A 13,461-nucleotide genomic window follows, 5' to 3' on the forward strand; every position below is an offset into this window, starting at 1 on the left:
CGTGCCAGCAGCCGCTTGACCAGAAGCCGAAATCAGTGACAAACCAGCCCATCGATCAGGCACTCTCGCCCGGGCGGCATCAGCTCGGAATGGTGGGCGCGATCAGATCGGAATAGGTGGGCGGCATCGTCGGAATCCGCACGCGATACATCACGCGATACATCAATTGCCGCTTCGGGTAGGCCCAATATATGGGGGTATTTCGCTGGCAGCGGCGTTGTCTGCTTGCGTGTCATCCGAACGGTCGGAGAGTGGATGCGGGCGCCTATTTCATCGGGACGCCCCGGTTTGTCGATCCGCTTTTCCGGCCTGGGGCTTGCGAGATTGGGAAGATCGTTCCAAGGGGCCGCGCTCATGGCCTGTCTTGTCATGAGCTGATGCGGGCTTCGTTCGGCCATGCCCAATGTCCGCCGCCCTGTACCTTGCCAGAGGAGAATCCAAAGTGAATGAATCGCTTCACGAAAATATGCTCGATCGTCTGTTCCGCACAGCGCGTTCGTACAACGGATATCTCGACAGGCCGGTCTCCGAGGGACAGCTTCGTGCGATTTGGGATCTTCTGAAGTTCGGCCCTACCAGCGCCAACGGATTACCGGCGCGTATCGTCTGGTGTGTATCCGACGATGCGAAGGAGCGGCTTGCGGTTGCCGCCCTGCCGGGGAATGCTGACAAGATTCGCAAGGCCCCCGTGACCGCGATCATCGGCATGGACAATGCATTTTATGAACATCTTCCTGAGCTTCTGCCGCATACTGACGCGCGGAGCTGGTTCATCGGCAAGGAAGACCTCGCCCGCACGACGGCTTTCCGCAATTCGAGCATGCAAGGCGCCTATTTCATCCTCGCTGCGCGTGTCCTGGGGCTCGATACCGGGCCGATGTCGGGTTTCGATAATGCGGCCGTCGATGCCGCCTTTTTCGGCGACCAACCCAGCGTGAAGAGCAATTTTATCTCGACCATCGGCTATGGCGATCCGGCGAGCATTTTCGACCGTAGCCCGCGCCCCGGCTTCGATAGGTTCAACCGCATCATCTGACCTGCGCCCGCCTCATCGCGAAGCGGGGGCGCCCGTGGAACCGCGAAGGATGAGTTCGGACGAGCTTGTGGCGTGATAGGATTTGACTAACTTCTCTTCTGGAGTGCGTAGCCGGTCCATGAACCAGAGCGCGCAGTTGACCGCGAGCGACTGGATGGGTGGACGGATGGCCGTGATCGGCGGCTGCCACCACTCGCACCAGTTCGGATCGCCGAAGCCGACCACCGACATCTGGTCGGGTACTGCGATTTGCGCCCTGCGCAGCGCAACGATGATGCCCATGGTTACGTGCGCCGAGCCGGACAGGATGGCCGTTGGAGGCTCGGGCAGGGTCAGCATTTCGTGCACCGCGCGCTCGCCCCATGTCGAAGTCGGCGTGTCGAGAAAAGTCGCGAGCGACGAAGGCGCGATGCCGCGTTTGCGGTAAGCATTATGCACGCCCTCAAGCCGTCGTCGGCCGGTCGAGAGACGTTCGGACGCCGCAACATAGGCAATGTGCCGATGTCCAAGGTCGAGCAAATGCGCTGTGGCCCGCTCCATTGCGTCGCTGTCGTCGATCCCGAACCACAGGTCGTCCGGTCCGGTAGCGTAGCGAAGCAGCTGCACATGCGGCACCTGGCGCAGGAGCGCCATGCTTTCCCTTTTGAGCCCGGCGCTCGGGACCAAGATGATCCCAGAGACGCGCGCGCCGACGAAATCGCGGATATGCCGCACCTCCGTTTCGGGATCGTCGCCCGTTATCGATAGCACGATACGGTAGCCCTGCCGATCGCAGCTTTCCGAAAGTGCCTGGGCGATGGAGGCAAAAAAATCGTTCTGAATGTCCGGTAGGATAAGGCCGATGAGATTGCTCGATCCGCCGCGCATCATGCGGGCGGCCAGGTTGCCGACGTAGCCCAGCTCTTCTGCGGCGGCGCGCACCGCGAGCTTGGTCTGCTCACTGATCCGCGCATCGTCCGCCAGCGCGCGACCGACTGTAGATACCGAAAAACCTAACTTTTTTGCGATATCTTTGGTCGTGACCATTTGCGCTACGTTCCCTCGTCGCCGCTCGGAAAATTCGAGACAAAGCCCCAGTTGCCGATCAATGAAATCCGATCCCGGACGCTCCACCAGGCCCTTTCTCCATAGCATAGGGAAGGCGCGAAGGGGCTGCAACACATCCTCTGCGATAAGGTGGTTGCCACCATCGAAATTAATGCTATCGATTGCATAAATACACAAAGGGAGAGCGAGATGATTCGCGGCATCAACCACGTCCTGTTCCACCACGAAGGTGATATGGACGTGATTAAACGCTTCTTTGAAGACTTCGGGCTGTTCGTTTCGCACGAGGATGAGCGCCGGGTCTATTTTCGCGGCTATGGAGATCGTCCCTTCATTTATGTCGCCGAGCGCGGTCCGCGCCGCTTTGGCAGCATTGGCTATGAAGTCGACAGCCGGGAAGCGCTGGAGGCGCTGGCGAAGCGCTTCGATGCCCCCATTGTCGCCAGCGGCACACCTTGGGGCGGCGAGCAGATCGTCGTGCGAGATGCTGACGGAAACCAGATCGAGCTGGTTCACGGCCTAAAGCAACTCGATCCGATCCCGTTGCCGCGCGAAGCGGTGCCGCTCAACACCGGCAATCTCGTTCAGCGCCGGGGCCGTTTCCCGATCTTCAAGCGCGGGCCCGCTCCGGTCCTGCGTCTCGCGCATGTCGTCCAGAACACGCCCGATCCGGGCAGCCTGATGGACTGGTATGTCGACAATCTGGGCGCCTATCTGTCCGACGTTATCATGTCCGGCGAGGTGCGCGCGGGAGCCTTTATCCGCTTTCCGCGAGGCGCCGAATATGTGGACCACCACAGTGTCGCGGTATTCCAGGGGCCGGTCAACACGGCGCAGCATAGCTGTTTCGAGACGATCGACGTCGATGCCGTCCACATCGGACATCAGTATCTGGCCGACAAGGGTTATCGCCCGGCGTGGGGTGTGTTGCGCCACGCGGTCGGCGGGGCCTTGTCGGACTATTGGTACGACCCGTCCGACTTTCGCGTCGAGCATGTGACCGACAGCGATCTGCTCAATGACGAATATCCGACCGGATACCACCAACGCAGTCCCGAAATAGGGATGCAATGGGGCGGCGACATGCCGGACCATTTCCGCGACTGACCCTTCGGCGCGCCAGCCGACCCGACAATTGGGAGCATTTCAATGCAAGAAACCCGTGACGCCGCGTTCGAGCGCGGCATGGCGATGCGAAAGCGTATCGCCGGCCCCGTCAGCCGTCCCGCCGACCTCGACGAAGATCTCTATGACCTCATCATCCGCTATGCTTTCGGCGACGTGTGGAGCCGTCCCGGGCTCGACATCGATACGCGGCGCCTGCTGACATTATCGATGACGCTGGCGGGCGGGCATCTGGAAGAATTCAAGCTACACCTTCGTTTCGCCCTCGCCAACGGGCTGGACCGTGCGGTGGCCAAGGAACTGATCATCCACAGCGCAGTCTATTGCGGTATCCCCGCCGCGCTCGGCGCGTTCCGGGCGGCCTCCGAAATCTTCATGGAATTCGACGCGGCCACAACTGAAGGCTGATCGGATCGGCCGCGGACGGGACGCCCAACAGACGGAATGAGATGATGCAAAATTCCAATCTGGCGGAATGGAAATCGGGCTGGCCGGTGGTCCTTGTCGGCATCGCGGGCGCCGCGACCTCGTCGATCCAGACCGTCGCGCTGAGCCTGATCATCCCGTCGCTTTCGACCGAACTCGGCTGGTCGCGGGCGGCGATTTCGGTGAGCTTCACCATCACCACGCTTGGCGCGCTGCTGCTTAGCCCGCTGGTCGGCGCGCTGCTCGACCGTTTCGGAACGCGGCGGGTCGCCATCGCGGGGGTGATCGCAAAGGCGAGCGCGCTCGCCGCGGTCTCGCTCACCACGTCGCAGATATGGACCTGGTATCTCGCCTGGGTCTTCGTCGCGCTGGCGGCGCCTTTTGCGAGCCTGGTCGTGTGGACCAAGGCGGTCGCGGGCCGCTTCGCCAAGCAGCGCGGCCTCGCGCTCGCGATCACGATGACCGGGCTACCGATCGCGAACATCGTCTTCACCTTCGTTGCGGCGCAGACGATGGGCGCCATTGGCTGGCGCGCCGTCTATCCGGTACTCGCGGCATCGGCGCTCTGCGTCGTGCTGCCGCTGGCGGTCTTCTTCCTCTACGACGAACGCGATCTGCTGCGCCGCCGCGCGCGCGCGGTCGGCGAAACCGTGCAGGCTGCGCTGCCGCGCGCGCTCGGCCGCGGGGCCGAGATCGGCGAGGCGCTGCGCAACCGGCGTCTCTGGCAGATATTCATTCCGGGTTTCCTGGTATCGATGTCGCTTGGCGGGCTGATGGTCCATCTGCCGTCGATGGTCACCGATGCCGGCGCGACCCCCGCCGAGGCAGCGACGGTCTTCGCACTCGCCTTTGGTCCCTTCGCATTCGCGGGCCGCGTCGCGACGGGATTGCTCCTCGACCGGCTGCACGCGCCCTTCGTCGCCGGAGCGGCGTTCATCCTGCCGGCGCTGGCCGCGCTGATCTTCTACTCGGCGAACGGTGATATCGCCTGGCTGATCGCGGCGGGCGCCCTCGCGGGCTGCGCGCTCGGCGCCGAGCTCGAGGGGATCGCCTATCTGGTCAGCGTCTATTTCGGCCAGAAGAATTACGGCTTTCTCTATGGCATCGGCTTCGGTTTCTATTCGGTCGGTTTCGGCATCGGGCCGGTCATCGCCGGCCATATCTATGACAGCTACGGCAGCTATGAGCGATATTTCGTCTTCATCGCCTCGGCGCTGCTGATCGCCGTTCCCTTCATCACCTTGCTCGGCCGCTACCCCGATTGGGGAAGCGGGGAAGAGCGGGCGGCCTGAATTCACCATCATCATCTGGAACGACGGCCGCGGGACTGACCGAAGCGGCCGCCAAGAGCGGGAGGACTATATGAAGACCATCAAGACGACCCTGTTGATCGGGGCTGCCTCGTGGGGGCTGCTGGCGGCCTTGCCTGCGATGGCGCAGGACGGCGGCGCGTCGGCCGAGGACGCGGACGGCGCGGCCGCGTCGTCGGGCATCGGCGACATCGTGGTGACGGCGCGCAAGCGGGCCGAGAGCGTGCAGGACGTTCCGGTCGCGATCACCGCGGTCAGCGCCGAGCAGATGATCGACCGTTCGGTGAAGGATATCACCGATATTGCCGCCTCGACCCCCAGCTTCTTCACCCAGATGTCGAGCGCCGACCCGTCGGCGCTGCTCGTCTCGATGCGCGGCCAGTCGGCGACCGATGCGCTGATGACGCTCGACTCGCCGGTCGGCGTCTATGTCGACGGCGTCTATCTGCCGCGCTCGATCGGCCTGCGCGCCGCGATGGTCGACATCGAGCGCGTCGAGGTGCTGCGCGGTCCGCAGGGGACGCTGTTCGGCAAGAACACCACCGGCGGCGCGGTCAGCATCACGACCCGCCAGCCCGACCTCGTGGAAACGGGCGGTTTCGTCAGCATGGTGCTGGGCGAGCATGGCAAGATGGAAGCGACCGGTGCGCTCAACGTGCCGCTGGTCCGCGATGTGCTCGCGGTGCGCGGCGTGTTCCAATATTCGGGTAACAACGGCTATGGCCGCAACCTGCTCGGCGAACGGATCGGCGGCGACGTCACCAAGACGGGGCGGGTCAACGTCGCCTTCGCGCCGAGCGACCGCCTGCGCATCAACCTGTCGGGCGATTATCAGCGGATCAAGGGCGACGGCATCATCACGCGCCTGTCGTGGCTCAATCCTTATCCGCAGGCAACCGGCTCGACCTTGCCCGCGCCAACCAATCTGCTGCGCGCAACGCTGGCGCAACAGGGCCTCGCCGACACGCCGGCGAACCGCGAGGCGGCCTATGCCTATCTGCAGACCGCGCTGATCGGCAACAACGCCGGTTCCTTCTACGACGCGCCGACGACCTCGCCGCAGGCGAACGACTATGAAGGCTATGGCGTGTCGGGAACGATCGATTTCGACGTCAGCGACTATCTGAGCCTCAAGTCGATCACCGCCAACCGCTGGGCCGACCGCGACTCCTATGTCGATTTCGACGGCACGCCGATCGTGCTGTTCGAGCCCCATTATGTGACCAAGTCGAAGGTGTTCAGCCAGGAACTGCAACTGCTGTCCGACCCGGCCGAGCGTCTGTCGTGGATTCTCGGCGGCTATTATTCGAAGGAGACGGGCAACGAGTTCACGGTGAGCCGTACGCTGCCGCCGATCCTTCCGACCAACCCGGGGATCAGCGACGGCGACGTCACCAACAAGAGTGTCGCGGTGTTCGGACAGGCGAACTATCGCGTGTCGGACGCGGTTCGTATCACCGCAGGGCTGCGCTGGACCGAAGAGACGAAATCGCTGCTGACGCGCAACCGCAACGCACTCGGCTGCAACATCCCGACTTCGATCCGCATCAACGGCGCCTGCGAAGGCTATTTGTCGGACACCTATTCGGACTGGTCCTATCTGCTCAGCCTCGACTGGACGCCGGGCACCGGAACGCTCTTCTATGCCCGCACCTCGCGCGGCTTCAAGGGCGGCGGCCAGAATCTGCGCGGCCAGGCATCCGATCCGCGCACCTTCAACCCGTTTCGGCCCGAGACCGTCACCGACTATGAAATCGGCGCGAAGCTCGACCTGCTCGACCGGCGCCTGCGCCTGAACCTCGCCGGGTATCACGCCATCTATGAGGATATTCAGCGCAGCACGAGCATTCAGCCGCCGGTCGGCAGCGCGACGACGCTGGTGACGAACGCCGCGAAGGCGGAGATCAACGGCGTCGAGGCCGAAATCACCGCCCAGCCGACCGATGCGCTGACGCTGAATGTCAACGCGAGCTATACCGATGCAAGCTATTCGAGCTTCGCCGATCCGATCATCGGCGACCGCAGCGACGAACGCTTCCCGGTTCCGCGCTGGACGCTGGCGACGAACCTGACCTATCAGCTTCCGACCTCGATCGGCGACCTCAAGTTCATCGCCGGCTGGAACTGGCGCAGCGCGACATCGCTTCGTCCCGCCGCGCTGGTGCAGTCGAGCGTGACACAGAAGGCCTATGGCCTCGTCGATGCGCGGATCAGCCTGCACGTCGACGAACTCGATGCCGATGTCGCGATCTTCGCGAAGAATCTGCTCGACAAGGAGTATATCGTCGGCGCGGTCGATCTCGACCGGACGCTGGGATATAATATCGTCAACGTCGGCACGCCGCGCCTGATCGGCGTGGAATTCCGCAAGAGCTTCGGCAGCCGTTAAATGTGATCGCGGTGCTATCGTTAGCTTTCATGGCTGGCGACGGCGCCGCTCCATCCCCAATGTGGAGGAAGATATGAGCTTTGCACTTTGCGTTCTGGAAAAGAACGGCCAGCAGATTCCCGCCGTCAAGACTGGCGACCAATTTTACCCGCTGAGCGACGTCGCCCCCGGGCTGATCGCCAATCCCGCCGAAGGCCTGCTCGATCTGCTACCCCGGTGGGACGAAAGTTTCGCGAAGCTGGAACAGGCCGTCGCGGGTTTCGACGGCGCGGGCAAGGCGACGCTGACCCCAGGCGCCGACGGTGTGCGCTACGACCTGCTCGTGACCAACCCCAAGAAGATCGTCTGCGCGGGGATGAATTATTACTGCCACCTGCGGAAGGACGCCAAGCGCGAGATCAAGAAGGAGGATTATGACTGCCTCTTCTTCCTCAAGGGATCCGACCAACAACTCGCCGCCGACCGCGAGATTCCGTTCCCCAGCCACACGGTGAAATATGACTGGGAAGTGGAAATCGTCATCGTGATCGGTAAGGAAGGCCGCAACATCAAGGCTGCCGACGCGGCGCAGCACATCGCGGGCTATGCGGTCGGCAACGACCTGTCGGCGCGCGACTGGCAATTCAATCCGCGCCACATCCGTCAGTTCGACCTGGTCGCCGGCAAGGCGTTCGACAACGCCGCCCCGGTCGGTCCGTGGCTAGTTCCCGCCAAGTTCGTCGACATCGAAAATCTGTGGCTGAAGCTGTGGGTCAACGACGATCTGAAGCAGGATTCGACGACCAAGGAGATGATCTGGACCGTCGGCGAACTGATCGAATCCTACAGCTCGCACAGCACGCTGCGCCCGGGCGACCTGCTGTTCACCGGCGCACCCGCCGGGGTCGGGATGGCGACCGATACCTATCTGAAGCCCGGCGACCTCATGGTCGCCGAGGTGGAAGGCCTCGGCCGCCTCGAAACGCGGCTGCGCGCCGACTGACGAACGGGCGGGGCCGGCGCGTGTCGCCGGCCCCGCCAACTGGATACGGAAATGAACCAGACCATGGACCTGCAGGCACCATCCGATGCGGTGGACGCGATTGTCGCCGCTTTGCTGGAATGCAGGGTCGCCGCGAGCGAAGCCGGCGTCCGCCGCGTCGCGCCGATATCGGGCGGGGTGTCGTGCGACGTCTATCGCGTCGACCTGACCGATCGCACCGTGTGCGTGAAGCGCGCGCTGCCCCGGCTGCGCGTCGCCGCCGTCTGGGAGGCGCCCGTCGAACGCGCGGCCTTTGAGGTGATGTGGCTGCGCAAGGCACAGGCGAGCGGCCTGTCGGTGCCCGAAGTGCTCGCATGGCTGCCCGAACGCAACATGTTCGTTATGCAGTGGTTCGATCCCCCCGCGCACCCGGTGTGGAAGCAGCAATTGCTGGCCGGCACCATCGATACCGGCTTTGCGGCGAAGGTCGGCACCGCGCTCGCCGCGATCCACAATGCGACCGCCGGTGACGCCGCCGTCGCACAGGATTTCGCCAGCGACGACCTGTTTCGCCAGCTCCGCATCTCGCCCTATCTCGATGCGACCGCCGACGCTCACCCCGACCTCGCTGGGCGCATCGGCGCGATCGCGGCGCGGCTCGCCGAAACCAGAATTGCTCTCGTCCATGGTGACGTCAGCCCCAAGAATATCCTGCACGGACCCCAGGGTCCCGTGATTCTCGACGCCGAATGCGCCTGGTACGGTGATCCGGCGTTCGACGCCGCCTTTTGCCTGACGCACCTGCTGCTGAAGTCGCTGCAGCGCGAAAGCTCCGCCATGCTCGCCGCCTTCGACGCGCTCGCAGGGGCCTGGCTGGGCGTCGCGCACTGGGAGGACCCGATCACGCTGTCGCGCCGCACCGCGCCGCTACTCGCCGCGCTGCTCCTCGCCCGCGTCGATGGCAAATCGCCGGTCGAATATCTCGATGATCCCGCGCGGGATTTCGTGCGGCGCTTCGCCCGCGGAGCCCTCGCTTCTCCGGTCGGCGACGACGTCGGCCTCGCTACGCTCAGAAGGAACTGGTCCCAATGCATGGCAGCTTGATGAACAACAGGATTTCCCGCGTCCACGCCCGCTCGGTGTGGGATTCGCGCGGGCGTCCGACGGTCGAGGCCGAAGTGCATCTTGAAGGCGGCGCCATCGGCCGCGCTATCGCCCCTGCGGGCGCCTCGCGCGGCAAATATGAGGCGGTCGACCTACGCGACGGCGGTGCACGTCATGGCGGAATGGGGGTCGAAAAGGCGGTCGCCGCGGTCAATGGCGAGATCGCCGCCGCGCTGCACGGCGCCGACGTCCGCGATCAGGGCGACATCGACGCCGCGCTCTGCCGGTCGGACGGCACACCCAACAAATTGCGCTTCGGCGGCAATGCGACCGTCGCGGTATCGATGGCGGCGGCGCACGCGGCGGCGGCAGCCGAAGGCGTGCCGCTGTGGCGCTGGCTGGCACAGGACCGGCCGGTGTCGCTGCCACTCCCCGAAATCCAGATTTTCGGCGGCGGCGCGCACGCCGGACGACGCACCGACATCCAGGATTTCATGGTGATGGTACCGCGCGCCGGTTCGATCCGCGAGGTGTTGGAGGTCACTGGCAACGTGTATCGCGCCGCAGGCGAAGTGATGCACGATCGCGGCCGGCTCGCCGGCACCGCCGACGAGGGCGGCTGGTGGCCGATGTTCGACACCAATGAACAGGCGCTCGAAACGCTGATCGAGGCAATCGAACGCGCCGGGCACCGCCCCGGCGAGGATGTGTTCATCTCGCTCGACATCGCCGCCAGCGAATTTGCCGACGGCGATGGGTATGTGATGGCGCTCGACGGCGCCCGTGCGACGAGCGCGGAAATGGTCGAGCGCGTTTGTGCCTGGGCCGATCGCTATCCGATCCTGTCGATCGAGGACCCGGTGGGTCAGGACGACACGCCGGGGATGGTCGCGGTGACGCAGCGGCTGGGGTCGAAGATCCAGATCATCGGCGACGACTATCTAGTGACCAGCGCCGAGCGCGTCGCCCAGGCCGCGCAGGCGGGCGCGTGCAACGCGGTGCTCGTCAAGGTCAACCAGGCTGGATCGGTGAGCGAGGCCAAGGCGGCGCTCGACGCCGCGCAGGCGCACGACTGGGCGACGATCGTCTCGGCGCGATCGGGTGAGACCGAGGATCTGACGATCGTCCATCTCGCGGTCGGCTGGAACGCGCGCCAGCTCAAGGTCGGCTCGTTCGCGCGCTCGGAACGGATGGCGAAGTGGAACGAACTGCTGCGCATCGAGGAAGCGATGGGCGTCGGCACCAAGTTCAACGGCATCGCCGCCTTCGCGCCGTCGGTCAACGCGGGGCTCGGCGTATGAAGGCGGTGCTCCACTATCGCGCGAGCCCCGGTTTTCGCGCCTCGCTCGCAGACCTCGCAAGCGAACTCGAGATCATTGTCATCGACGAGGACAGCCCCGACTTCGACCGCGAGATCGCCGATGCCGAGGTCTTGCTCCACGTACTGAAACCGGTGACGCGCGACATGATCGCGAGCGCGCCGCGGCTCCGGCTGATCCAGAAGATCGGCGTCGGAGTGAACACGATCGACCTCGATGCCGCGCGCGAGCATGGCGTCGCGGTCGCCAACATGCCCGGCACCAACAGCCAGGCGGTCGCCGAACTGGCGCTGGGGCTGATGATTTCGGTGCTGCGCCGCATCCCGGCGCTTGACGCGCTGACCAAGGAGGCCGCACAATGGGCGCCCGAGCCCGCGTTGCTCGACACTATGGGTGAAATCAGCGGCCGCGCCGTCGGCTTCCTCGGCTTCGGCGAGGTTCCGCGCCGGATCGCACCCGCGGTCGCAACGCTCGGCGGACGGGTTCTCTTCCACGATCCTGCGGCAAAGGACCAGACCATCGGCCAGGCGGTCGATCTGGACACATTGTTCGCCGAAAGCGATATCCTGTCGCTCCATGTCCCACTGACCGAGAGCACGCGCGAAATCGTCAATGCTGGACGGCTGGCGCTGATGCGCCCCGGCGCGATCATCATCAACACCGCACGCGGCGAACTGATCGACGAAGTCGCGCTGTATGAGGCGCTCGCGAGCGGACGTCTGCGCGGCGCAGGGCTCGATGTGTTCGCCGCCGAACCGGTACGCCCCGACAATATGCTGCTGACGCTGCCGCAGGTCGTCGCCACCCCGCACCTCGCATGGCTGACCCCCGAGACGCTGACTCGCAGCATGGCGGTCGCACGCGAAAATTGCCGCCGGATCGCGGCGGGCGAAGCGCTGCTCCACCGCGTGGCATGACGAGGACAGGATGATGGGCCGACCGACGACGCTTCCCGCGCTCGCCGCACATTTCGCCGCAACCACCCCTGACAATCCCGCCTTCATCTTTGCGGGACGGACAATCGGCTTCGCGGCGTTCGCGGCGCGCTGCCGCCTTGTCGCGGGGGCGCTTGCCGACGTGGGCGTCGGTCCGGACAGCCGCGTCGCCTGGCTGTCGAAAAACCATGTCGCGGGATTCGAACTGTGGGTCGCGGCGAACATGCTCGGCGCGACCTTCGTCCCGCTCAACTGGCGCCTTGCGCCCGATGAACTCGCCTTCATCATCGCCGACGCCGAAGCGCCGATCCTCTTCGCCTCGTCCGAATATGACGCCGCGGCGCGGCAGGCGGCGGCGGGTCTCGATGTCCGTATCACCGTGCTCGATGAAGGCGCCGACTGGGCGCACGGCGCGACCCCGCTGGCCGAAACCGCCGCGGACGACGCCGAGGCCATCTCGCTCCAGCTCTACACTTCGGGCACGACCGGCAAGCCCAAGGGTGCGATGCTCAGCCACCGCGCACTGCTCGGCGCGCGGCCGTTGTGGCGCGACATCGACTGGTATCGCTGGGACGACGGCGACGCCGGGCTGCTCGCGATGCCGATGTTCCATATCGGCGGCATGGGTTGGGCGCTGATGGCGTTCGATTCGGGCCGCCCGAACATCATTCTGCCCGAATTCGATGTCGAGACGATCCTGCCGCTGATCGAGGCGCGCGCCTTTTCGAAAACCTTCCTCGTCCCCGCCGCGCTGCAACTGCTGCTCGACCATCCGCGCGCCGATGCCATCGACTTCGGCGGCCTCCGGACCGTCCTCTATGGCGCCAGCCCGATGCCGACGGCGGTGCTTGATCATGCGATGCGGAGGCTGTCGTGCGATTTCGCGCAGCAGTACGGGATGACTGAAACCTCGGGCACGGTGGTCGCGCTGGCGCCCGGGGACCATGTTCCCGGCAACCCGCGGCTGGCATCGGCGGGTCAGGCGCTGCCCGGGGTCGAGCTTGATATCCGCGATGCGGCGGGCGCGTCGCTGCCCGCAGGCGAGACCGGCCAGATCGCCATTCGTGCACCGCTCAACCTTAGTGGGTATTGGCGCCGCCCCGATGCGAGCGCGGCGGCGATCGACGCCGACGGCTGGCTGCTCACCGGCGATGCCGGCTATCTCGACGCCGACGGCTATCTCTTCGTGCGCGACAGGCTCAACGACATGATCATTAGCGGCGGCGAGAATGTCTATCCGGCCGAGGTTGAATCGCTGCTATCCTCTCATCCTTCGATCATCGAGGTCGCGATTGTCGGACTTCCCGACGCACGTTGGGGCGAAGCCGTCACTGCAGCAGTCGTTTTGCGCGACGAACAGATTGCCGATACAGCAATAATCGCTTGGATGCGTGGGCGGATCGCAGGATATAAAATTCCCAAACGGATCGAGCGTGTTCCGTTCCTGCCCCGAAATGGCGCCGGTAAGATACTGCGCCGCGCGATCAAGGAGGACCTAGTCGCGCGAGGCTAGCAATCTTTGACGCGTTCGAACGCTGGCCGAGATGCATATCGGCACGAATATCCTCGCCTCCATGTCCGGTTTGCGGGTGCCCCCTCGAGAAGCGGCCAGACCGATATCGTTGAGAGTTTCAGACGCCGATAGGCGTCAGAAAGTCTTCGGTGCATCGTTGAGAGTTTCAGACGCCGATAGGCGTCAGAAAGTCTTCGGTGCCCGAACCGCGGGCCGCATGGACTGAGCTATGGGGAAAGTTGTTTTGCGCTGATGGCGAGGTAGCCAGTTGCTGCCCAAAAGCGGACGTGCGCGAT

The 13,461-nt window shown here is 64.7% G+C and carries 11 protein-coding genes; 10 read left to right on the plus strand and 1 reads right to left on the minus strand.

The features are described 5' to 3' along the window. Positions 1-442: 442 nt before the first annotated feature. Complete coding sequence (locus tag JNM03_RS07175; RefSeq protein WP_294035664.1) at positions 443-1,036, plus strand: malonic semialdehyde reductase; 594 nt, start codon at positions 443-445, stop codon at positions 1,034-1,036. 12 nt (positions 1,037-1,048) lie between these two features. On the opposite strand, the gene JNM03_RS07180 is transcribed toward JNM03_RS07175, so the two are convergent. Then, positions 1,049-2,305, minus strand: coding sequence for a LacI family DNA-binding transcriptional regulator (locus JNM03_RS07180; protein ID WP_294035666.1), 1,257 nt, complete (start codon positions 2,303-2,305; stop codon positions 1,049-1,051). Here JNM03_RS07180 and JNM03_RS07185 point away from each other — a divergent pair. From JNM03_RS07185 to JNM03_RS07225, 9 genes are all read left to right on the plus strand, one after another. After that, on the plus strand, positions 2,273-3,190 hold the full coding sequence (locus tag JNM03_RS07185; protein WP_294035668.1) for a VOC family protein: 918 nt from the start codon (positions 2,273-2,275) through the stop codon (positions 3,188-3,190). The genes JNM03_RS07180 and JNM03_RS07185 overlap by 33 nt on opposite strands. A gap of 42 nt (positions 3,191-3,232) precedes the next feature. Further along, positions 3,233-3,616 (plus strand): carboxymuconolactone decarboxylase family protein, encoded by a 384-nt coding sequence (locus JNM03_RS07190; protein ID WP_294035670.1) that lies wholly within the window; start codon positions 3,233-3,235, stop codon positions 3,614-3,616. Positions 3,617-3,657: 41 nt separating this feature from the next. After that, positions 3,658-4,926, plus strand: a complete 1,269-nt coding sequence (locus tag JNM03_RS07195; RefSeq protein WP_294035672.1) for an MFS transporter — start codon at positions 3,658-3,660, stop codon at positions 4,924-4,926. A 70-nt stretch (positions 4,927-4,996) separates the two neighbouring features. Then, positions 4,997-7,333: a TonB-dependent receptor gene (locus JNM03_RS07200; protein WP_294035674.1), complete on the plus strand. Its 2,337-nt coding sequence runs from the start codon at positions 4,997-4,999 to the stop codon at positions 7,331-7,333. Between the two features lie 73 nt (positions 7,334-7,406). Continuing rightward, entirely contained in the window at positions 7,407-8,315 is a 909-nt protein-coding gene (locus tag JNM03_RS07205; protein WP_294035676.1) for a fumarylacetoacetate hydrolase family protein, read from the plus strand. Positions 8,316-8,366: 51 nt separating this feature from the next. After that, positions 8,367-9,398: a phosphotransferase gene (locus tag JNM03_RS07210; RefSeq protein WP_294035678.1), complete on the plus strand. Its 1,032-nt coding sequence runs from the start codon at positions 8,367-8,369 to the stop codon at positions 9,396-9,398. Next, on the plus strand, positions 9,398-10,699 hold the full coding sequence (gene eno / locus JNM03_RS07215) for a phosphopyruvate hydratase (RefSeq protein WP_294035680.1): 1,302 nt from the start codon (positions 9,398-9,400) through the stop codon (positions 10,697-10,699). The genes JNM03_RS07210 and eno overlap by 1 nt, the downstream gene beginning before the upstream one ends. After that, the gene (locus tag JNM03_RS07220) at positions 10,696-11,634 is read left to right on the plus strand and encodes a D-isomer specific 2-hydroxyacid dehydrogenase family protein (protein WP_294035682.1); all 939 of its coding nucleotides are present in this window, start codon (positions 10,696-10,698) and stop codon (positions 11,632-11,634) included. Before eno ends, JNM03_RS07220 begins: the two co-directional genes overlap by 4 nt. A gap of 10 nt (positions 11,635-11,644) precedes the next feature. After that, positions 11,645-13,165, plus strand: coding sequence for a long-chain-fatty-acid--CoA ligase (locus JNM03_RS07225; protein WP_294035684.1), 1,521 nt, complete (start codon positions 11,645-11,647; stop codon positions 13,163-13,165). Positions 13,166-13,461: the final 296 nt, after the last annotated feature.

This window comes from Sphingopyxis sp., from assembly GCF_016793825.1.
Lineage (GTDB): Bacteria > Pseudomonadota > Alphaproteobacteria > Sphingomonadales > Sphingomonadaceae > Sphingopyxis.